At 71.4% G+C, this 21,644-nt stretch carries 19 protein-coding genes; 10 read left to right on the plus strand and 9 right to left on the minus strand.

The features are described from left to right. Window positions 1-14: 14 nt before the first annotated feature. Window positions 15-623: an ALF repeat-containing protein gene (locus PV963_RS28350; RefSeq protein WP_274818656.1), complete on the minus strand. Its 609-nt coding sequence runs from the start codon at window positions 621-623 to the stop codon at window positions 15-17. Window positions 624-822: 199 nt separating this feature from the next. On the opposite strand from PV963_RS28350, the gene PV963_RS28355 reads away from it, so the two are divergent. Continuing rightward, the gene (locus PV963_RS28355) at window positions 823-1,383 is read left to right on the plus strand and encodes a peptidoglycan-binding domain-containing protein (protein ID WP_274818658.1); all 561 of its coding nucleotides are present in this window, start codon (window positions 823-825) and stop codon (window positions 1,381-1,383) included. 28 nt (window positions 1,384-1,411) lie between these two features. Here the strand turns inward: PV963_RS28355 and PV963_RS28360 are convergent, their stop codons facing one another. The 5 genes from PV963_RS28360 to PV963_RS28380 all read right to left on the minus strand — a co-directional run bounded on the left by PV963_RS28360 (window position 1,412) and on the right by PV963_RS28380 (window position 6,787). Beyond that, window positions 1,412-2,761 (minus strand): serine/threonine-protein kinase, encoded by a 1,350-nt coding sequence (locus tag PV963_RS28360; protein ID WP_274818659.1) that lies wholly within the window; start codon window positions 2,759-2,761, stop codon window positions 1,412-1,414. Then, window positions 2,758-3,498 (minus strand): FHA domain-containing protein, encoded by a 741-nt coding sequence (locus PV963_RS28365; RefSeq protein ID WP_274818661.1) that lies wholly within the window; start codon window positions 3,496-3,498, stop codon window positions 2,758-2,760. Before PV963_RS28365 ends, PV963_RS28360 begins: the two co-directional genes overlap by 4 nt. Before the next feature lie 266 nt (window positions 3,499-3,764). Continuing rightward, window positions 3,765-5,327, minus strand: a complete 1,563-nt coding sequence (locus tag PV963_RS28370; RefSeq protein ID WP_274818663.1) for a protein kinase domain-containing protein — start codon at window positions 5,325-5,327, stop codon at window positions 3,765-3,767. Then, entirely contained in the window at window positions 5,324-6,070 is a 747-nt protein-coding gene (locus PV963_RS28375; protein ID WP_274818665.1) for an FHA domain-containing protein, read from the minus strand. Before PV963_RS28375 ends, PV963_RS28370 begins: the two co-directional genes overlap by 4 nt. 132 nt (window positions 6,071-6,202) lie before the next feature. After that, window positions 6,203-6,787, minus strand: a complete 585-nt coding sequence (locus tag PV963_RS28380; RefSeq protein WP_274818666.1) for a hypothetical protein — start codon at window positions 6,785-6,787, stop codon at window positions 6,203-6,205. 274 nt (window positions 6,788-7,061) lie between these two features. Here PV963_RS28380 and PV963_RS28385 point away from each other — a divergent pair, with 274 nt between their 5' ends. From PV963_RS28385 to PV963_RS28425, 9 genes are all read left to right on the plus strand, one after another. Beyond that, the gene (locus PV963_RS28385) at window positions 7,062-7,916 is read left to right on the plus strand and encodes a bifunctional methylenetetrahydrofolate dehydrogenase/methenyltetrahydrofolate cyclohydrolase (protein WP_274818668.1); all 855 of its coding nucleotides are present in this window, start codon (window positions 7,062-7,064) and stop codon (window positions 7,914-7,916) included. Then, complete coding sequence (locus PV963_RS28390; RefSeq protein WP_274818669.1) at window positions 7,906-8,559, plus strand: DUF3017 domain-containing protein; 654 nt, start codon at window positions 7,906-7,908, stop codon at window positions 8,557-8,559. Before PV963_RS28385 ends, PV963_RS28390 begins: the two co-directional genes overlap by 11 nt. A 397-nt stretch (window positions 8,560-8,956) precedes the next feature. Beyond that, a complete protein-coding gene (locus PV963_RS28395; protein WP_274818671.1) occupies window positions 8,957-10,216 on the plus strand; it encodes a helix-turn-helix domain-containing protein in 1,260 nt (419 codons plus the stop codon). A 1,130-nt stretch (window positions 10,217-11,346) separates the two neighbouring features. Beyond that, window positions 11,347-12,336: a malate dehydrogenase gene (locus PV963_RS28400; RefSeq protein ID WP_190195844.1), complete on the plus strand. Its 990-nt coding sequence runs from the start codon at window positions 11,347-11,349 to the stop codon at window positions 12,334-12,336. Window positions 12,337-12,775: 439 nt separating this feature from the next. After that, the gene (locus PV963_RS28405; protein WP_274818674.1) at window positions 12,776-14,296 is read left to right on the plus strand and encodes an aldehyde dehydrogenase family protein; all 1,521 of its coding nucleotides are present in this window, start codon (window positions 12,776-12,778) and stop codon (window positions 14,294-14,296) included. Between the two features lie 91 nt (window positions 14,297-14,387). Continuing rightward, window positions 14,388-15,920 (plus strand): GMC family oxidoreductase, encoded by a 1,533-nt coding sequence (locus tag PV963_RS28410; protein WP_274818676.1) that lies wholly within the window; start codon window positions 14,388-14,390, stop codon window positions 15,918-15,920. Between the two features lie 32 nt (window positions 15,921-15,952). Further along, window positions 15,953-17,023, plus strand: a complete 1,071-nt coding sequence (locus PV963_RS28415; RefSeq protein ID WP_274818678.1) for a quaternary amine ABC transporter ATP-binding protein — start codon at window positions 15,953-15,955, stop codon at window positions 17,021-17,023. Further along, window positions 17,023-18,972 carry an ABC transporter permease gene (locus PV963_RS28420; protein WP_274818679.1) on the plus strand — a complete coding sequence of 650 codons (1,950 nt, stop codon included), beginning with the start codon at window positions 17,023-17,025 and terminating at the stop codon, window positions 18,970-18,972. Before PV963_RS28415 ends, PV963_RS28420 begins: the two co-directional genes overlap by 1 nt. Before the next feature lies 1 nt (window position 18,973). Further along, window positions 18,974-19,930, plus strand: coding sequence for an ABC transporter substrate-binding protein (locus PV963_RS28425; RefSeq protein WP_274818681.1), 957 nt, complete (start codon window positions 18,974-18,976; stop codon window positions 19,928-19,930). 6 nt (window positions 19,931-19,936) lie between these two features. Here the strand turns inward: PV963_RS28425 and PV963_RS28430 are convergent, their stop codons facing one another. From PV963_RS28430 to PV963_RS28440, 3 genes are read right to left on the minus strand one after another with little or no spacing between them, the layout of a single operon-like run. Beyond that, window positions 19,937-20,656 carry an isocitrate lyase/PEP mutase family protein gene (locus tag PV963_RS28430; RefSeq protein WP_274818683.1) on the minus strand — a complete coding sequence of 240 codons (720 nt, stop codon included), beginning with the start codon at window positions 20,654-20,656 and terminating at the stop codon, window positions 19,937-19,939. Beyond that, window positions 20,653-21,099: a carboxymuconolactone decarboxylase family protein gene (locus tag PV963_RS28435; protein ID WP_274818684.1), complete on the minus strand. Its 447-nt coding sequence runs from the start codon at window positions 21,097-21,099 to the stop codon at window positions 20,653-20,655. Before PV963_RS28435 ends, PV963_RS28430 begins: the two co-directional genes overlap by 4 nt. Next, a complete protein-coding gene (locus PV963_RS28440) occupies window positions 21,096-21,605 on the minus strand; it encodes a carboxymuconolactone decarboxylase family protein (protein WP_274818686.1) in 510 nt (169 codons plus the stop codon). The genes PV963_RS28435 and PV963_RS28440 overlap by 4 nt, the downstream gene beginning before the upstream one ends. Window positions 21,606-21,644 lie beyond the last annotated feature (39 nt).

The raw sequence follows: 21,644 nt of genomic DNA on the forward strand, positions 1-21,644 counted from the left end.
TCCAGAAGTACGGCTCAGCCGTCCACCTCGTACTGGCCCATCTCGATGAAGTACCGCAACTCCTCCGGCGTCCCGTCAATGGCGTCCTCCGCCGCGGCCCGCAGCGCGTCGCTGATCGTCGGGTCGGCGAGGATGCGGGCGACACGGACGCGGTCGTCCTCGGCGACGGCCAGGCGGTAGCCCGTCTCCAGGAAGGCGCGCAGGGCTTCCGGGGTGTTGGCGTCGAGGGCCTCGTTGGCCTCCCGGATGACCGCCTTGTCGGTCTTGGGGTCGGCGGAGGCGAGGATGCGTGCTATGGCGACGCGGTCGTCCTCGGCCTGGGCGATCCAGCGGCCGGTCTCCAGAAAGTACCGCTGGTCCTCGATGGTGCCGTCCAAGGCCTTCTGCGCGGCGGCGTAGACGGCCCTGCCCGTGGTGGGGTCGGCGAGGATGCGCGCGATCGCGCCCCGGACGTCGTCGTCGGACATGTCACCGACGCTTGAGCCGGCCGTGTCGGAAGCGGTCGCCGCGGTGGTGGCGGACGACGGGGACGACTCGGCGGCGAGGGCCGGGCCGGCCAGCAGGAGCGCGGGGGTCAGAGCGACGGTTGTCACGAGGGTCAGGGCGGTACGGGTTGGTCTCACGTGTGAACCTTCCTCGGGTAGGTCAATCGCGCAGGTGAAGTGCCGGTGTGTTCATCATCCTTGCAACCGCGCCCGAACTCACCGCGATAACTCCCCCTGGGGCCCGTCCTTTCCGCACCCATCCTGAAACCTTTGAGGGTCACACAGTGCCTCCTCCGTGTGACTCTGCACATGGCCAACACGACCCGAGGGGGAGCACATGAATTTTCTCAGGAAGCGTTCACGGGCAGTGGCGGCGGTCCTGGGCGCCGCCATGGTGACCACGCTGGGACTGGCGGCATCACCGGCCTCGGCGAAGGTGTCCGACGGGTGGATACGGGGGTACGGCAAGTTCTCCGACGACTGGGACGACGAGGGTGAGCTGTCCCGCACGTCCTGGCGAAGCTCCAACGCGACGTGCCTGTGGCAGCGCATCCTGTGGGCGGAGGGAGCCTACGCGACGAACTACGACGGCAAGATCTTCGAAGAGGGCCACATCGACGGGGACTTCGGGTGGCGCACCCTCTATTCGACGATCGATCTGCAGAAGAAGCTGGGGGAAACCGCGGACGGCATCGTGGGCGAAAAGACCTTCAGCCGGGTCAACAAGCACATGTACAAGATCGGTGGGTCGACCGACAGCGAGAGGACCCTGTATCTGCGGTACGAGGGCAAGAAGCACACCTTCGATCTGCGCCGCAACACCGAGGGGAAGTACGTTTTCCCCGACCGCAAGGGCGACTCGCGTCAGGCGGGGTACAAATACCACTCCTGCGGCTGACAGGCAGCCGCGCGGGTTGTGGGGAAGGTCAGACCTCGTCGGCCTTCCGCAGCGCGCTCCACGTCCGCGCGTCCACCACCCCGTCCGACTCCAGCCCCTCCCGCTTCTGGAACGTCATCACCGCGTCGTGCGTCAGCGGGCCGAAGTCCCCGTCGACCTCGCCGACCGCGGTGATGCCGTGCAGATAGCGGAGCAGGCACTGCGCCTCACGGACCTGGCTGCCGCCCTCGCCCCGCTTGACGGTGAAGTCCCAGGTGCTGTTCCAGCCCGCGGTGTAGCCGACGCCGTGCTCCTCGTCCTCGTACACCGCCGGCTTCTCGCAGCTGGGCGGTGCCGCGGCGGCCGGGGGATCGTCACGGAGAGCGTACGTCACCGCGGTCCCGCCCAGCACCGCCGTCGCCGCGAATACCGCGACCAGCACCGGACGCCGCCACCCCCGGGGCCGCAGCCTCGGCAGGCGGGCGGAGGGGGAGGTGCCCGCGGCCTCCTCCACCCGGCGCAGCAGTGCGCCGGTGTCAGGAACCCGGGCGGCGCGCGCCGCGTGCGTGGGGGCCAGGCAGTCCCGGACGATCTCCCGCCAGGCGTCCGGGAGTTCGGGAGACAGGCGCAACTCCTCGGTACCGCGCGCGTACCGCGTCGCCGCGTCCGTGCGTGCCTGAGTGCTTCCGCCCGGCAACGGGAAGGAGCCCGTGAGGACGACATGGGCGAGCACGCCGAAGGCCCAGACGTCGGCGGAGGGGCGTATGCGGGTGCCCCGCTCGTCGATCTCGGGCCACAGCAGCTCCGGTGGTGTGTAGTCGGGCGTGGCGAAGGCGGGTGCGTAGGCGTGCGTGCCCTCCAGTTCCGCCGCCATGTTGAAGTCCGCCAGCCGGACTGAACCGTCTTCCATCAGCAGCACGTTGGCGGGTTTCAGGTCGCCGTGCACCCAGCCCGCGTGGTGCAACTGGTGCAGGCCCTCGCAGATCTGGGCGAGCAGGGCCGTGCCCGACTCCGGCTGCGGCTCGTGTTCCAGTACGGCGTCCAGGGAGCCCTCGGCCCGCTCCAGCACGAGCACCGTGGCGCCGTCCAGCTCCGGATGCCCCGGGTCGTCGACCGTCAGGGTGTCGTACATCCGGATCAGCCGGGGCGCTCGCAGGCGGCCCAGCAACTCGACCTCGCGCTCGGCCAGTTCCCGCAGGTGTCGCAGCTGGCGTGGGGTGCGGGTGCCGGTGGGCAGGAACTTCAGGGCCGCCCGACGGGGCAGCTCCAGGCCCCCTTCCCCGGCGGGCCGGGCCGCGTACACGGTGGCGAAGGCGCCGGAGGCGAGGGGTTCGCGCACCTCCCACCGGCCGACGCGGTAGCCCTTCGGGACGGTGACGGCGTACGACCGGCCGGTCATCGGACCACCTCGCCGGCCGGGGCGGCCAGCACCACCAGGTCGTCCTCGCGGACCAGGTCGAAGCGGAGCGCGAGCGAGACCAGTGACTCCTTCTTGCCGTTGACGCGTTGACCGGGCTCGGCGGTGTCGGGGCCGGGGCGCAGCCGCAGTTTGAGGGTCAGGTAGTCGATGTTCCAGTACACGGCGGACCGGGTGACCGTCGGCCAGACGCCCCGTAACCGCTCCACCAGCTGCTCCACCGCCGGCAGCGACGCGTGCGGCTTCCCGCGCAGCCGGGGCTCGCACAGGGCGGCCAGCACCGCGAAATAGCGGCTGGTGCGGTCCAGAGCGAACGCCGGTGCCGTGGCGGCGCCGGGGAGTCCCCGGCGGTCGACGCTGCGGAAGGCGTGGCGTGGCGCCCACACGTCGAAGGTGAGCAGGTCTCCCGCGGCGGGCAGGACCACCCGCGAGAACTCGAACGGCACCGGGGCTTCGACGCGGCCCGGCGCGATCTTGAGGTGTTCTCCCGCGCCCTCCGGGTTCTCCACCACGTAGGTCTGGTCCTCGCTGAGGTTGCTCAGGAGCCAGAAGGACCGGTGTGCCGTGATCTCTCCGGCGACCCGGGGCACCCCTTCGTGGTCGATCAGGAGTCCGCCGTCCGTCCCGGCCCTGCCGAACGTCAGCCGTTCGCCCGCGGCGATCCTGACCTGTCCCTCCGCGCTGCCGTACATCGGTGGTACGACGATGACGCTGTACATGGAGTCGTCCCCCTCCTCCTATGACGCCAGGGGGGCACAGCCCCCGGTCTGACGAGTGGAAGGGTATGGGACGGTTTTGAACGAGTACGAAGCATCGCGCCTGATACAGCGCGCCTGTGAAGGGTTTGTGAGAGAAATCGGCGCCGGTGCGGCGGCCTCCGGCCCTCCCCCGAGCGGGCCGGAGGCCGCTGGTCGTGCCACCCGCAGGTGCACGGCTTCCACCGTGCCGGGACCGGGACGACGAGGAAACCTCAGACCTCTCAGGGTCACTTCTTGCCGGGCGGGGCGTACTCCTTGAGGTAGTGGGCGACGCGGGCGGCGTAGGCGCGGTACTTCGGGGGAACGCCGCCCGCGTCGTTCACCGTCTTGTACGACGTCCGGTACGCGGCGGCGACCAGCACCCGGCGGTCGCCGCGCAGTCCGGTCTCCAGGCGCGGTTCGGCGAAGCACAGGTAGCGGGCCATGGCCGGGACGGACTCGGAGGGCGTGAGCGGCGGCCTGGGGGTCTCCTTCGCGGGGACGCCGTCGGCTCTGATCCACCAGCGCAGGATGCTCGGGGTCCAGCGGGCGATGCCGTACTCGCCCTCCTTGCCCGCGTCCGGGTCGGAGAGATCGGGGTCGAAGTCGCTCTCCACCTTCAGCATCGCGGCGATGAGCGCCGGGGTGATCTCCGGCTGGACGCAGTCGTGGGCCGAGTCGACGATGAGCCGCCGGTAGGCGACCGGGACGCCCTTGTCGGTGCGCAGTTCGGAGGCGCCGTAGGTGGCGGGCGTCACCTTGCGCGTCTCGCCGGCTTTGCCCCCGCCGCCGTCGCCGGGATCGGCCCAGGTGGCGACGCCGTAGCCGAGGGCGGCGAGGGCGACACCGGCCGCCAGGACCGCCGTACGGCGGGAGCGGTGGCGGGCCGGGCGCAGGCGGGGCAGGCGGAAGGAGCGGTGGCCCGTCCCGGCGGCCGCCCGGACCCGGCCGAGCAGGGTCTCGCCGGAGATGCGGTCCTGGTGGGTGCGGGTCAGGCAGGCGGAGATGATCTGCCGCCAGTCATCGGGCAGTTCGGGCGACAGACGCAGCTCGTCGGTGCCGCGGGCGTAGGCGGCGGCCGCGTCACGGCGGGCCGTCGGGGTCGAGCCGGGCAGCGGGAAGGAGTCGGTGAGGACGAGGTGCGCGAGGACGCCGAAGGCCCATACGTCGGCGGACGGGCGGATCCGGCGGCCCCGTTCGCCGATCTCGGTCCACAGGAGCTCGGGCGGGGTGTAGTCGGGGGTGGAGAACGCCGGGGTGTAGGCGTGGGTGCCCTCCAGCTCGGCGGCCATGTTGAAGTCGGCGAGGCGGACCGAACCGTCGCCCATCAGCAGCACGTTGGCCGGCTTCAGGTCGCCGTGCACCCAGCCGGCGTCGTGCAACTGGGCCAGGCCCTCGCAGATCTGCGCGAGCAGCGCGGGACCGGCCTCGGGCCGGGGCGTGGCGGTGAGCAGGGCGGACAAGGAGCCCTCGGCCCGCTCCAGGACGAGGACGGTGGCGCCGTCCAGCTCCGGGCGGCCCGGGTCGTCGACCGTCAGCGTCTCGTACATCCGCACCAGCCGCGGCTGCTTCAGCCGCCGGTACAGCTCGACCTCCCGCTCGATCAGCTCGCGCAGATGGGTCAGCCGGCGGGGCGTGGCCGTGCCCGTGGGCAGGAACTTCAGGGCGGCCGTCGCGGGCAGTTCCGTGCTCTCCCCGGTGCGCCGGGCGGCGTACACACTGCCGAAGGCGCCGGTCGCGAGGGGCTCGCGCACCTCCCAGACGCCGATCCGGTAACCCTTCGGCACCGCAACGGCGTACGGCTCGGTCACCGGGTCACCCGGCCCGACGGGCCGGCCAGGACGCCCAGGTCGTCCTCGCGGACCAGGTCGAAGCGGAGCGCCAGGGAGACCAGGGACTCCTTCTTGCCGTTGAGCCGCGGGCCGGTGTCCGCGCTCTCCGGGCCCGGCTTGAGGCGCAGTTTCACGGCGAGGTAGTCGATGTTCCACTGCACCGACGTGCGGGACGCGGCCGGCCACGTGGGGCGCAGGCGGTCGGCGACCTGGTCGATGGTGGGCAGCGGGGCGTGCGGGGTGCCGCGCAGGCGCGGTTCGCACAGGGCGGCCAGGACCGCGAAGTAGCGTTTGCTGCGGTCGAGGGAGAAGGCCGGTGCGGTCGTGGCGCCGTCGAGGCCGCCCGTGCCGCTCAGGTAGTCGTGGCGCGGCGCCCAGACCTGAAGCGCCAGCAGGTCGCCGGCGGCGGGCAGCACGATCCGCGAGAACTCGAAGGGGATCGGCGCGTCCAGCCGCCCGGGCGAGACCTTGATGTGTTCGCCCGCGCCCTCCGGGTTCTCCACCACGTAGGTCTGTTCGCGGCTGAGGTTGCTGAGGATCCAGAAGGCGCCCTGCGCGGTGATCTCACCGGCCCGGCGGGAGACTCCGTCGTGGGTGATGCGGAGGTCGTTGTCGGACGCGGACCGGCCGAACGTGAGGCGTTCGCCGGGCGCGAGTCTGATCTGGCTGCGGTCGCGCTCGTCCTCCGTGGTCGGCGGAGGTACCACGATGATGCTGTACAAGGTGCTCTCCCCGTGCCTGACGGCTACCACCGCCAGACTAGGGCGACGCACCAGGGCCGTGCCTCCCCTCGTACGGGTGAGACACGGCCCTTGGATGTGATTGGCGTGAACTGGTCCGCTCGCCGGGTCCGTTCAGTAACGGGGGCGGTTGAACCAGGCCTTGCCGTTCGCGTTGCCGACGAACACCGCGACCAGGATGGCCAGGACGGTGTGCACCAGACCCACGAGGATGAACGGGTAGATGCCGAGGACGGCGGTGATGATGGCGAAGACCAGGATGGTGACGCGGGCGCCGTTGCCGCCGTTCTTGAACTTCGTCGCCAGGACGGCCGCGAACACCAGCCAGGCCAGGCCGAACACCACGTAGCCCCAGATCACGCCGGTCGACTGGCCGACCAGGTCCTGGAAAGCGACGTTGTCCTTGAGGGACTCGTCGTCCTTCGCGGCGTTGAGGGCCACGGCGGCGAAGGCGAAGAACGCCACGCCGAGGACCTGCAGACCGACGATCACCCACATCATCACCTTGGCCGCGCCCACCGAGCCCGGCATCGTCGTCGGCGCGGCGGGCCCGCCGTAGGGGGACACCGGAGGGGCCTGCGGGTAGCCGTAACCGGGGGCCTGCCCCTGCTGCTGCGGGTAGCCGTAGCCCGGCTGCTGCGGCTGCTGCGGCTGTCCCTGGGGAGCGCCGTAGGGGTTGTTCGGGTCGCCGTAGCTCATGGGGGCTTTCCTCCGTTGGTCCGAGTGCGGGGACGACGCGTGGCATCCGTACGGAGGTGATGTCTTCAGATTGCGGCCGTCCCCCCGTTGAGCTGCCCGCGGCACTTGTCAGGTCATCGTTCTTCACCACTGACGGGCTTGTCCAGCCGCATTCCCGATGTGTTGTGCAAGTGCAACATCACTGATCATGGGCGGATACGGGAGGACGGGCCCCGCGGTGCCCGGATTGCGGCCGGATTGGAACCGCGGGCGGGTCATCCGCGAGGATGGGGCCATGACCGCCCAGATTCTCGATGGCAAGGCCACCGCAGCCGCGATCAAGTCCGATCTGACCGCCCGCGTGGCGGCGCTGAAGGAGAAGGGCGTCACGCCCGGCCTCGGCACGATCCTGGTCGGGGACGACCCCGGCAGCCAGAAGTACGTCGCCGGCAAGCACCGTGACTGCGCGCAGGTCGGCATCGCCTCCATCCAGCGCCAGCTGCCGGCCACGGCGACGCAGGAGGAGATCGAGGCGGCCGTCCGCGAGCTGAACGAGGACCCGGCCTGCACGGGTTACATCGTGCAACTGCCGCTGCCCAAGGGCATCGACGAGAACCGCATCCTGGAACTGATGGATCCGGACAAGGACGCGGACGGCCTGCACCCGATGAACCTCGGCCGCCTGGTCCTGAACGAGCCGGCCCCGCTGCCCTGCACCCCCAACGGCGTGCTGACCCTGCTGCGCCGCTACGGCGTGGAGATCAAGGGCGCGGAGGTCGTGGTGGTCGGCCGGGGCGTGACCATCGGCCGGCCGATGCCGCTGCTGCTGACCCGGCGAAGCGAGAACGCGACCGTGACCCAGTGCCACACCGGCACGCGTGACCTGTCGGCGCACCTCAAGCACGCGGACATCATCGTCGCCGCGGCCGGTTCCGCCCACCTGATCCGCGCCGAGGACGTCAAGCCGGGCGCGGCCGTCCTCGACGTCGGCGTCTCCCGCAGCGCCGAGGGCAAGATCGTGGGCGACGTCCACCCCGACGTGGCCGAGGTCGCCGGCTGGATCTCCCCGAACCCCGGCGGGGTCGGCCCGATGACCCGCGCCCAGCTGCTCGTCAACGTGGTCGAGGCGGCGGAGCGCAGTGTCGGCTGAACGGGACGCGCGCAGCGCGGGCAGCGCCTCGGGCGCCGGGAACACGCAGAGTGCCCCGGCCGGCCGGAGCGCGCAGGACGGTGCGGGCGCGGAGGGTGTCACGGCCGTCCGGAGCGCGCAGGCCGTACAGAGCGAACAGGACGCGCCGAGTGCGCGCGACGGTGACGCCGAGCCGGCGGTGCGGGACGAGGACAGCGATCTCACCGTGCGGGATCCCGTCAGCGCGCCCGATGCCGAGGGGCGGCCGCGGCGGGTCACCCGGCGGTTTCCGTTGTTCACCAAGGACACCGCGCGGCCCGAGGGCGGTGGCCGGGCCGCGTCCGGGGACGCGTTCGCGCCGGCCCGGCAGTGGCCCGTCCTCGCCGTGCTGGGGCTGGTGGGACTCGGGCTGCTGGTGACCGCGTTCGGTCAGTTCCGGCTCGGGACGCTGCTGATCGGCATCGCCCTGCTGGGCGGTGGCGTGATGCGGTGGCTGCTGCCGGACGTCGGCATGCTCGCCGTCCGCTCCCGGTTCACGGACATCGTCACGTACGGCGTCATGGGCCTGGTGATCGTCCTGCTGGCGATGATGGCGCAGCCGAAACCCTGGCTCCAGATCCCGTTCCTGAAGGACACGCTGCACTTCACGGTCACCAGCGAGTGACCGGACGGCGGTCCGTCCTCTCCCCCGAGGAAGGACGGGCCGCCGCCACGGCCCACCTTCCTGCACGGCGAAGAGCCTGTTCAACGGCTGTCAGAGCGCTGTGGCACGGAAGTGACGGTTCCGGTACTGGTTGCGGTACTTCCTTCGGCAGATTCGGCACGAAGTGGTGCAACCACGGGGTTGGCATGGACAATCGGGACGGTCCAGGGTGTATCGCGCGCGGCTCCCGTGCTTCTGTGCGCCCCCGCTCAGGGAACTGAGATCCTGAGTGGGCGCATCCCTGTGGGTAGCCAGAACGGGGACTCGGCCAAGGCCGCCAACGCGCGGGGCGAACAGCGCGGGAAACAAAAGCACGACCGGGGGGAAGAGGGGGGAAGCAATGCCTCGTTGGAGGGCCTTGCCGGATGAGCTCGATCCGCAGATCAGGGAGTTCACCAGCCAGCTGCGCAGACTCGTGGACCGCAGTGGTCTGAGCATCGCGTCGGTGGCGGACCGCACGGGTTACAGCAAGACGTCGTGGGAGCGCTATCTGAACGGCCGGCTGCTCGCGCCCAAGGGCGCGATCGTGGCGCTGGCCGAGGTGACCGGGACCAACCCGATGCACCTGACCACCATGTGGGAGCTCGCCGAGCGCGCCTGGAGCCGCTCGGAGATGCGGCACGACATGACGATGGAGGCCATACGGATCTCCCAGGCGCGCGCCGCGCTCGGGGAGTTCGGAGGGCAGGACTTCGGGAGCCCCTCGGCCGGCTCCAAGGGCGACGGCAAGTCGGCCTCCGCGGGCGGCGGCCGGCCGGCCCGCAGAAGCGGCAGCGCCACGGCCACGCCGGGGATCGCGGGCCCGGCCGGCGTCGCCCCGACCGTGCCGCCGCAGCCGACGGCTCCCGAGGTCCAGGACTCCACGGGCAGCGGTGTACGGGAGGACGGCGGCGGCCGGGGCGGTGCGACCGGGGCCAACTCGTGGGGAATGGCCGGGTACCAGGGCCCGTCCCAGGGCCGCGGGCATGCCGCCGGCACGGGAACCGGAACCGGCCGGACGTCGGGTGCCGGGGCGGGCTTGTACGGCGCACCCCCGCAGGACGCCGTCCCGGCGGGCGCCGCTGGTGCCGGCGGTTCTGGTGGCACTGGTGGGTTTGGGGGCTCTGGGCGCTCTGGGCGCTCTGGCGGCAAGCGGCGGACCGCGACGTTCCTCGCGGGTGTCGTGGGTGTGCTCGTGGTGATCGCCGGTGCGTTCTACCTCACCGGTGGCGGTGGCGGCGACGAGGCCAAGGGCGGCACCAAGTCGCCCGCGCCGACCGCCAGCACGAACCCGGATCTGCCGCCCGGCGTGAAGTGCAGCGGCGACAGTTGCACCGGCAAGGACGCGGAGAGCATGGGGTGCAGTGGTGACCTGGTGACCACGGCCCAGACCGCGACCGTCGGCACGACCGTCGTCGAGGTCCGCTACAGCGAGACCTGCAAGGCTGCCTGGGGCCGTATCACCCAGGCGGCACAGGGTGACGAGGTCCAGGTCAGCGGGGGCAAGGCGAAGCAGACCGGAAGCATCACCGCCGCCGGCGACACGATCGCCTACACCCCGATGGTCTCGGTGAAGAACGCCACCGACGCCAAGGCCTGCGCAACCCTGGCCTCCGGCCAGCAGGGCTGCACGGAGTAGACGGAACAGGACGACCGCACCGAGTAGGAGGGCTGCCTGGCCCTGGTGGGGCGCGTGGGTGTCGGCCGGGGGCAGTGGAATCCGGTCGGTGCCTGGCCCTGGCGGGGCGTTTGGCTTCCGGAGGGAGCCTGGCCTCCGGCCGGGGCTGGGATTCGGCGGGTGCGGGCATGTGGTGGGTGGTCTGGTGCCTGGCGGGTGTGTGGCTTCGGGTCGGGGGAGTGGGATCCGGGGGTGCCCGGCATGTGGCGGGTTGTCTTGCACCTGGCGGGTGCCTGCTTCCGGCACCCAGAGGCCCGGGAATCGGCGGGTGCTGGCATGCGGTGGGTGGCCTGGCGCCCGGGGTGTGTGGCTTCGGGTGTGCCTGGCACGTGGCGGGTCGCCTGGCACCCGGCGGGTGGCCTTGCGCCTGGCGGGCCGCGTGGCTTCCGGAGGGAGCCTGGCCTTCGGCCGGGGGCGTCGAATCCGGGGGTGCTTGGGATGGGGCGGGTGGCCTGGCGCCTGACGGGCCGCGTGGCTTCCGGAGGGAGCCTGGCCTTCGGCAGGGGGCGTCGAATCCGGGGGTGCTTGGGATGGGGCGGGTGGCCTGGCGCCTGACGGGCCGCGTGGCTTCCGGCCGGGGGACTGGGATTCGGCCGGGAGGGTGGGATCCGGGGGTGACCGGCATGCGGTGGGTCGCCTTGCCCCCGGTGGGTGTCTGGCTTCCAGGGCGAGGTGCCGGGATCCGCGGCACGCTGCGGGTCGCTCGCGTTCGGGGGGACCCGCAGCATCTGGCCGTAGCGCCCGGGGCGGGCTGTCCAAGGCGCCGGAGGCGGTGGCAGGAGGCCCGGTCGGGAGGGAATTTCGGGGAGGGAGGATTGCCCGGCGGAATCGGGGGCACGCGAACCGTACCCCCACGGGAGTCCGGCTTGGTCGGTTCCCCCCCGGCGGCCGCCTTCGTCCACCTCTCCCGGACGGGCGGCCGCCTTTTGTACGGGTGCGGGGTGAGTTGTGGGGTGGGCCACACCGACCCGGCCGTCCGGGATCCCGGATGCGCGATAGCCTGACCGCTGGATGGATCTCTTGACGCCAAGAGATCGATCAAACGTCCGGGGCAGGGACGCCCCACCGCCAGCTGTCATACGGAGAACGCCATGACCCGCACTCCCGTGAACGTCACCGTCACCGGCGCGGCCGGCCAGATCGGTTACGCCCTGCTCTTCCGCATCGCCTCCGGTCAGCTGCTCGGCGCGGACGTGCCGGTGAAGCTGCGCCTGCTGGAGATCACGCCCGCCCTGAAGGCGGCCGAGGGCACGGCCATGGAGCTGGACGACTGCGCGTTCCCGCTCCTGCAGGGCATCGACATCACGGACGACCCGAACGTCGCCTTCGACGGCACGAACGTGGGCCTGCTCGTCGGCGCCCGCCCCCGCACCAAGGGCATGGAGCGCGGCGACCTGCTGGAGGCCAACGGCGGCATCTTCAAGCCGCAGGGCAAGGCGATCAACGACCACGCCGCGGACGACGTCAGGGTCCTCGTCGTCGGCAACCCGGCCAACACGAACGCGCTCATCGCCCAGGCCGCCGCGCCCGACGTACCGGCCGAGCGGTTCACCGCGATGACCCGTCTGGACCACAACCGCGCCCTGACCCAGCTCGCGAAGAAGACCGGCTCCACGGTCGCCGACATCAAGCGGCTCACCATCTGGGGCAACCACTCCGCCACCCAGTACCCGGACATCTTCCACGCCACGGTCGCCGGCAAGAACGCCGCCGAGGTCGTGAACGACGAGAAGTGGCTGGCCGAGGACTTCATCCCGACCGTCGCCAAGCGCGGTGCCGCCATCATCGAGGCCCGTGGCGCCTCGTCGGCCGCCTCCGCCGCCAACGCCGCGATCGACCACGTCCACACCTGGGTCAACGGCACCGCCGAGGGCGACTGGGTCTCCATGGGCATCCCGTCGGACGGCTCCTACGGCGTCCCGGAGGGCCTGATCTCCTCCTTCCCGGTCACCTGCAAGGACGGCAAGTACGAGATCGTCCAGGGCCTGGAGATCAACGAGTTCTCCCGCGCCCGGATCGACGCCTCCGTCAAGGAGCTCGAGGAGGAGCGCGAGGCGGTCCGCGGCCTCGGCCTCATCTGAGTCGTAGGACTCGTCCGTCTCCTCCGACCGGAGTCTCTCCGCGTTCCCTCGCAGGCCCCGCACCGGTTCCGTCCGGTACGGGGCCTGCGGGCGTTTTTCGGAGTCGGTCCTCGCCGAGCGGCCGGGAGCGACGCCGGCCGGCTCGCCGCGTACACCACCGGCGACGGCCGGTCCCCGAGCGTGCGGCGCCCGCTCGTCGACCTCGCACGATCCGACCTCGCACGATCCGACCTCGCATGATCCGACTTCGCACCATCTGACGTCGCCACGCCTGATCCGCGCCTGCTTTCACCCTGATTGCCCGCATCTCCAGTGACACAGCGCACTTTCGGCCATCGATCGCGCATGCATCCGGGGGACCAGGGCATGCGCACTCGGTCTCTTAGTGACACGTCTGTGACACAGGGGCGCTGATCAGGAACGGAAGGCGAAAGCGATCATGGCGGAAAGCAACGAACTGCAGGCGCGCAGCACCATCCACGCGGGAGGGGAATGGCGTGCGGCCGTCTCCGGCGCCACGCGCGAGATCCTCGACCCCGCGGACGCCCTGCCGTTCGCCGTGGTCGCGGAGGGTGACGAGAAGGACACCGATCTGGCGATCGCCGCCGCCCGGCGCGCCTTCGACGAGGGGGAGTGGCCGCGCACACCGGCCGCCGAGCGGGCCGCGCTGCTGCGCCGCGTCGCCGACCTGCTCGTGCGCGACCGCGAGCAGCTCGGGCTGCTGGAGAGCCGTGACGCCGGCAAGACCGTCGAGGAAGGGCGCGTCGACATCGACTGCGTCGCCGACGCCTTCCGGTACTTCGCCGACCTGGTCGCGGCCGAGAGCCCCGGCCGGGTCGTGGACGCCGGCTCGCCCGACATCCACAGCGTCGTCGTGCACGAGCCCATCGGCGTCTGCTCGATGATCACGCCGTGGAACTACCCGCTGCTCCAGGCCAGTTGGAAGATCGCCCCGGCCCTGGCCGCCGGCAACACCTTGGTCGTCAAGCCGAGCGAGATCACCCCGATGACGACCATCGCGCTGATCGAGCTGCTCGTCGAGGCCGGATTGCCCGCCGGAGTCGCCAACATCGTCACCGGGCCGGGTCATTCGGTCGGCGCGCGGCTCTCCGAGCACCCCGACGTCGACCTGGTCTCCTTCACCGGCGGCCTGATCAGCGGCACCAAGGTGGCCCAGGCCGCCGCGCCCACCGTCAAGAAGGTCGCCCTCGAGCTCGGCGGCAAGAACCCCAACGTCGTCTTCGCCGACGCCTGCGCCACCGACGAGGGCTTCGACACCGCCGTCGACCAGGCCCTCAACGCCGCCTTCATCCACAGCGGCCAGGTCTGCTCGGCCGGCGCCCGCCTCATCATCGAGGAGTCCGTGCGGGACCGGTTCGTCGCCGAACTCGCCCGCAGGGCCGAGAAGATCCGGCTCGGCCGCGGCACCGAGGACGGCGTCGAGTGCGGCCCGCTGGTGTCCGAGCAGCAGCGCGCCAAGGTCGAGATGTACGTCGAGTCCGCCCTCAAGGAGGGTGCCGTGCTGCGCTCCGGCGGCAAGCGCCCCGCGCCCTCCCCGCAGCGCCCGGAGAACGGCTACTTCTACGAGCCGACCGTCCTCGACCACTGCCACCGCGAGATGCGCGTCGTGCGGGAGGAGGTCTTCGGGCCGGTCCTCACCGTCGAGACCTTCCGTACCGAGGACGAGGCCGTCGCCCTCGCCAACGACACCGAGTACGGCCTCGCGGGCGGCGTCTGGACCGCCGACGCGGGCCGCGCCCGGCGCGTGGCCGGCCGGCTGCGGCACGGCACGATCTGGATCAACGACTTCCACCCCTACCTGCCGCAGGCGGAATGGGGCGGTTTCGGCAAGAGCGGTGTGGGCCGCGAACTCGGCCCGGCCGGTCTCGCCGAGTACCGCGAGACCAAGCACGTCTACCAGAACCTCGCGCCGAAGCCGGTGCGCTGGTTCGCGGGCTGACCTCCTCCACCCGGACCCGCCGGCCTCACCACCCTTCGAGCCCGGCCCCCTTCGCCCCCCTCTGGTTCATCCCCTCTGGAGCAAGCACGCCATGTCCCACACCAGTCACGAGTACGACTATGTCGTGATAGGCGGCGGAACCGCCGGTTCCGTCATCGCCTCCCGCCTGACCGAGAACCCCGACGTCTCCGTCGCCGTCATCGAGGGCGGCCCCAGCGACGTCGGCCGCGACGACGTGCTGACCCTGCGCCGCTGGATGGGCCTGCTGGGCGGCGAGCTCGACTACGACTACCCCACCACCGAGCAGCCACGCGGAAACTCGCACATCCGGCACAGCCGGGCCCGGGTGCTGGGCGGCTGTTCCTCGCACAACACGCTGATCGCGTTCAAGCCGCTGCCCGCCGACTGGGACGAGTGGGAGGCCGCCGGCGCCAAGGGCTGGGGCGCGGTGCAGATGGAGGCGTACTTCGCGCGCCTGCTCAACAACATCGTCCCGGTCGACGAGCGGGACCGGAACGCCATCGCCCGCGACTTCGTCGACGCGGCCCAGGCGGCGCTGGACGTGCCGCGCGTGGAGGGCTTCAACCAGAAGCCGTTCACCGAGGGCGTCGGCTTCTTCGACCTCGCCTACCACCCCGAGAACAACAAGCGGTCCTCGGCGTCGGTGGCGTATCTGCACCCGGTGATGGACGAGCGCCCCAACCTGACGATCCTGCTGGAGACCTGGGCGTACAAGCTGGAGCTGGACGGCAACCGCGCCGAGGGCGTGCACGTGCGCACCAAGGACGGCGAGGAGATCCTCGTCAAGGCCCGGGGCGAAGTCCTGCTGTGCGCCGGCGCCGTCGACTCGCCCCGGTTGCTCATGCACTCCGGCATCGGCCCGAAGGCGGACCTGGAGAAGCTCGGCATCCCCGTCACGCACGACCTGCCGGGCGTCGGCGAGAACCTGCTCGACCACCCCGAGTCGGTCATCGTGTGGGAGACCAACGGCCCCATCCCGGAGAACTCCGCGATGGACTCGGACGCGGGCCTGTTCGTGCGCCGCGACCCCGAACTGCCGCACCCCGACCTGATGTTCCACTTCTACCAGATCCCGTTCACGGACAACCCGGAGCGACTGGGCTACCAGCGGCCGGAGTTCGGCGTCTCGATGACCCCGAACATCCCCAAGCCGAAGAGCCGCGGCCGGCTGTACCTGACCAGCGCCGACCCCGAGGTCAAGCCCGCCCTGGACTTCCGCTACTTCACCGACGAGGACGACTACGACGGCCGCACCCTCGTCGACGGCATCAAGATCGCCCGCGAGATCGCCAAGACCGAACCGCTGGCCGGCTGGCTCAAGCGCGAGGTGGCCCCCGGTCCGGACGTCACCGGTGACGAGGAACTCGGCGAGTACGCCCGCAAGGTCGCCCATACCGTCTACCACCCCGCCGGCACCTGCAAGATGGGCGACGCCGACGACCGGCTGGCCGTCGTCGACCCCGAGCTGCGCATCCGCGGCCTGGAGGGCATCCGGATCGCCGATGCCTCCGTGTTCCCCACGATGACCACCGTCAACCCGATGATCGGCGTGCTCATGGTCGGGGAGAAGGCCGCCGAGCTGATCGGTGGTGGTTCCAAGTGACCGCGACCCTCGAACCCCCCACGGAGCAGACCATGGACACCACCCCCGTCTTCGCGGTGGAGGGCCTGTGGAAGGTGTTCGGCCCCAAGGCCGACCGCGTTCCCGGCGACCCCGAGCTCACCGCCCTCGACCCCGCCGAGCTGCGCGCCCGCACCGGCTGCACGGCCGCCGTCCGGGACGTCAGCTTCGACGTGCGCAAGGGCGAGGTCTTCGTCGTCATGGGCCTGTCCGGCTCCGGCAAGTCCACGCTGGTGCGCTGTCTGACCCGGCTGATCGAGCCGACCGCCGGCACCATCGCCATCGACGGCGAGGACGTCCGCGCCATGGACCGCTCCCGGCTGCGCGAACTGCGCCGCCACCGCGCCGCCATGGTCTTCCAGCACTTCGGTCTGCTGCCGCACCGCACGGTCCTCGACAACGTCGCCTACGGCCTGGAGATCCAGGGCATGGGCAAGGCCGAGCGGCGCGAACGGGCCGCCGAGGTCGTCGCCAAGGTCGGCCTGGAAGGCATGGAGCAGCGCCGCCCCGGCCAGCTCTCAGGCGGTCAGCGCCAGCGCGTCGGCCTCGCCCGCGCGCTCGCCGTCGACCCCGAAGTCCTGCTGTTCGACGAGCCGTTCAGCGCGCTCGACCCGATGATCCGGCGCGACATGCAGGAGGAGGTCGTCAGGCTGCACCAGGAGGAGGGCCGCACGATGGTCTTCATCACCCACGACCTCAACGAGGCCCTCAAGCTGGGCGACCGCATCGCCCTGATGCGCGACGGCCGGGTCGTGCAGCTCGGTACGCCCGAGGAGATCGTCGGCTCGCCCGCCGACGACTACGTCCGCGAGTTCGTCCGGGACGTCCCGCGCGAGCAGGTCATGACCGTCCGCACGGCCATGCGCCGCCCGTCGGCGGACCAGGACGGCAGCGGACCGGCGGTCCGGCCCGAGGCGACGGTCTCCGAGGCGATCGAGGCGGTCGCCCGCGCCGGCGCCCCGGCCCGTGTCATGGACGAGGGCCGCTGCGTGGGCATGATCGACTCCGACACCCTGCTCGGCGTCGTCGCCGGCACCGAGCAGCCCGCCCCGCCGGGGACCGAGCAGCCCAAGGAGGCGGTGTGATGGCGACCATCACCGCCTCCCCGCCCCGTATCGGCCTGCCCGGACTCCTCAGGCACCCGGCTGTCCGCAAGCTGCTGCTGCTCGCCCTGGCCGCCGCGATCCTCGTGCCGCTGGCCGACGCCCGCTGGGCGAGCGGCGCCTGGCCGAGCGCACTGACCGTCGACTTCTCCGAGCCGCTCGCCAAGGCCAGCGACTGGATCATCGACAACCGCGACAGCCACCCGCTGTTCCTGTACTTCTTCGGCCACGTCAGCAACGTCGTCGTGATCGCCGTACGGGCCGTCTACCTCACCCTCCTCGCCATCGGCTGGGCGGGTGTCACGGCCCTGGGCGCGCTGGTCGCCTGGCGCGTCGCGGGCGTCCGGCTCGCGCTCGGCACGGCCGTCGCGTTCCTCGCCTGCGGCCTGCTCGGCATGTGGGTGCCGACCATGCAGACGCTCGCCCTGATGGTCGTCGCGGTCGTCGCGTCGGTCGTCGTCGGCATGCTGCTCGGGCTCGCCGCCGGTCTTTCCGACCGGATGGACCGCGTCCTGCGCCCGGTCCTGGACACCATGCAGGTGCTGCCCGCCTTCGCCTACCTGCTGCCGGTCGTGCTGGTCTTCGGCATCGGCGTCCCGGCGGCCGTCCTGGCCACCGTCATCTACGCCGCCCCGCCCATGGCCCGTCTGACCTCGCTCGGTCTGCGCGGCGCCGACAAGGAGGTGCTTGAGGCCGTCGAGTCGCTCGGCTCCACCGCACGGCAGCGGCTGCTGACCGCCCGGCTCCCGCTGGCCCGCAAGGAACTCCTCCTCGGCGTCAACCAGACGATCATGATGGCGCTGTCCATGGCCGTCATCGCCGCCGTCATCGGCGCGGGCGGTCTCGGTGACCGCGTCTACCAGGCACTGGCCTCGGTCGACGTCGGTGCCGCGCTCGCCGCCGGTATCCCGATCGTGCTGCTGGCCGTCGTCCTGGACCGCGTCACCGGAGCGGCGGGGGAGAAGCTCGGTGCCGAACCGGAGCCCCGCAGCGGACTCGGCTGGCTCCTCGCCCTCGTCGGCGTGGTCGCCGTCGCGGTCGCCGGGCGTTTCGCGGGCCGGCTCGACTGGCCCGAAGCCTGGATCGTCGGCATCGCCGAGCCCGTCAACCGCGCCGTCGACTGGATGACCGCGCACCTGTACTCCGGCGTCCCCGTCATCGGCGGCACCGCCGACTGGGCCGGCCACTTCACCACCTGGGTCCTCGACCCGGTGCGCGGCGGCCTCCAGTGGCTGCCCTGGTGGTCGGTCCTGCTGATCGTCGCCGCCCTGGCCTGGGTGATCGGCACCTGGCGTACCGCGCTCACGGCCGTCCTCGCCATGGCCGCGATCGGCGTCCTCGGCGTCTGGCAGCCGTCGCTGGACACCCTGTCGCAGGTCCTCGCGGCCGTCGCCGTCACCCTCGTCGTCGGCTTCGCCACCGGCATCGCGGCGGCCCGCAGCGACCGTCTCGAGCGGCTACTGCGCCCGGTCCTCGACGTCTTCCAGACGATGCCGCAGTTCGTGTACCTGATCCCGGTCGTCGCCCTGTTCGGCGTCGGCCGCGCCCCGGCCGTCGCGGCCGCGATCGTGTACGCGCTCCCGGCCGTCGTCCGCATCACCACCCAGGGCCTGCGCCAGGTCGACCCGGCCGCGCTGGAGGCCTCCGGCTCGCTCGGCGCGACCAGCTGGCAGCAGCTGAAGCAGGTCCAGCTCCCGCTGGCCCGCCCGGCCCTGCTGCTCGCCGTCAACCAGGGCCTGGTCCTGGTCCTCGCCGTCGTAGTCATCGGCGGCCTGGTCGGCGGTGGCGCGCTCGGTTACGACGTCGTCTTCGGCCTCGCCCAGGGCGATCTGGCGACCGGTCTGGTGGCCGGCGCGGCGATCGTCTGCCTCGGCCTGATGCTCGACCGGGTGACCCAGCCCACCGAACGCCGCGCGAAGAAGGGAGCGTGACATGCGAGTCCGCAATACGGCCCTCGTCGCCGCTCTGAGCTCCCTGGCGCTGCTCACCGGCTGCGGTGCCGCCGACATGACCAAGCAGGCCTCGCCCTTCGCCAACGCGCAGGGCGCCAAGACCGTGACCCTGTCCGTGCAGTCCTGGGTGGGCGCCCAGGCCAACGTGGCCGTCGCCCAGTACATCCTGGAGCACGAGCTGGGCTACCGCGTCGACACCGTCCAGGTCGACGAGGTGCCCGCCTGGGACGCCCTCAGCCAGGGCCGCGTCGACGCGCTCCTGGAGGACTGGGGCCACCCCGAGCAGGAGCAGCGGTACGTCAAGGACAAGAAGACGATCGCCCCCGGCGGCGAACTCGGCGTCACCGGCCACATCGGCTGGTTCGTCCCGACGTACCTCGCCAAGCAGCACCCGGACATCACGAACTGGAAGAACCTCAACAAGTACTCCCACCTGTTCCGCACCCCGGAGAGCGGCGACAAGGGCCAGCTGATGGACGGTTCGCCGTCCTACGTCACCAACGACAAGGCGCTGGTGAAGAACCTGAAGCTGGACTACCAGGTGGTGTTCGCCGGGTCCGAGGCGGCGCAGATCACCCAGATGAGGCAGTTCGCCAAGGAGAAGAAGCCCTTCCTCACCTACTGGTACACGCCCCAGTGGCTCTTCAAGAAGGTCCCCATGACCGAGGTGAAGCTGCCGCCGTACAAGGAGGGCTGCGACGCCGACCCGGAGAAGGTCGCCTGCGCCTATCCGCACACGCCGCTGCAGAAGTACCTGAACTCGGGCTTCGCGAAGAACGGCGGCAAGGCGGCGGCCTTCCTGAAGAAGTTCAAGTGGACGACCGAGGACCAGAACGAGGTCTCCCTGATGATCGCCGACAAGAAGATGACGCCGGAGGAGGCGGCGAAGAAGTGGGTGGACAGCCACCGCTCCACGTGGAAGAAGTGGCTGTCCTGAGCGTTCCTACGGTCGCAAGCCGGCGGCGATCTCCCGCAGTGCGCGGGCGGCCTGCCGCTGGAGTCCCGGCCCGAAGGTGATCCGGGTGGCCCCTCGCGCGCCGAGTTCGGCGGGCGAGGGGCCGTGGCCCGGGACGGCCACGACGTTGATCGGCCCCTGGATCCCGGCCCGCAGCAGCGGCAGCACCTCCGGCGGGGCCTTGATCGGATAGACACAGTCGGCGCCCGCAGCTACGTACAACGCGGCCCGCTCGATGGCCCGTTCTGGGTCGGTGACCCCGCGGGCGAAGGTGTCCACGCGCGCGTTGACGAAGAGCCGGCTACCGGCCGCGGCCCGTACCTCGGCCAGCCAGTCGGCATGCTCGTGCGGGTCCCTGAGGACGCCGTCGACGGAGTCCTCCAGGTTGCAGCCCACCGCCCCCGTCTCCAGCAGCCGCTCCACGAGTTCCTTCGGCGCGAGCCCGTACCCGCCCTCCACGTCCGCCGACACCGGTATGTCGACGGCCCGGACGATCCGGGCGACCGCCGCGAACATCTCGTCGGCCGGGACCTGCCCGTCCTCGTAGCCGAGGCAGGCGGCGACCCCGGCACTGGGCGTGGCGAGCGCCGGGAAACCGGCCTCGGCGAACACCCGGGCACTGGCCGCGTCCCAGGGGCCGGGCAGCACCAGGGGATCGCCGGGCGCCCGGTGCTGGTGCAGAGCGCGGAACACCGCGGCCTTGCTCATGGCGTGTAACCCCCCGGCGGAATCCGGCGGCTGACCATCACCCGGTTCCAGTTGTTGATGGCGACGATCAGGCCGATCAGATGGGCGAGCCGGGCCTCGTCGAAGTGCTTGGCGGCCCGCTCGTACACCTCGTCCGGCACGAACCCGTCCGTCAGCAGGGTCACCGCCTCCGTCAGCGCCAGCGCGGCCCGCTCCCGCTCGTCGAAGACGTCCTCGGCCTCCTCCCAGGCCGCCAGCAGGTCGAGCTGCTTCTCGCTCACCCCGTACTCGCGGGCGATCGCGAGGTGCATGTCCAGGCAGAACGCGCAGTGGTTGAGCTGCGAGGCGCGGATCACCACGAGTTCGGCCAGGGCCGGGTCGCCGAGGCCCTTCTTCGCCGTGGCGCTCAGAGCCGACATGGCCCGGGCGACCGCCGGGTCGAGCACCCGCGTCCGAGCCGTCACTTGTACTGGCCCGGCTGGTAGTGCCCCGGCGCCATACGGCAGGTCACCCCGAACCGGTTCCAGGCGTTGATCGCCGTGATCGCGGCGATCAGCTGCGCCAGCTCGGCCTCCTCGAAGTGCCTGGCTGCGTTCTCGTACACCTCGTCCGGCACGAACCCGTCCGTCAGGACCGTCACGGCCTCCGTCAGCTCCAGGGCCGCGAGCTCCTTCGCGGTGTAGAAGTGCCGCGACTCGTCCCAGGCGCTGAGCTGCACGATCCGCTCGAGGCTCTCGCCCGTCGCGAGGGCGTCCTTGGTGTGCATGTCGATGCAGAAGGCGCAGTGGTTGATCTGGGAGGCGCGGATCTTCACCAGCTCGTACAGCCTGTGGTCGAGGCCCTGCCGGGCGGCCATCTCCAGCCGGACCATCGCCTTGTAGACCTCGGGCGCGTGCTTGGCCCACTCCAGGCGGGCGGGCTGCTCGGGGGCGTACTCCACGGTCGTCGTGTCAGGGGTGTGCGTCGTCATGCCCTCGACCCTAGGACGGAAGCAGCCCAGGGGTATGGT

The organism is Streptomyces coeruleorubidus (assembly GCF_028885415.1).
Taxonomy (GTDB): Bacteria; Actinomycetota; Actinomycetes; order Streptomycetales; family Streptomycetaceae; genus Streptomyces; species Streptomyces coeruleorubidus_A.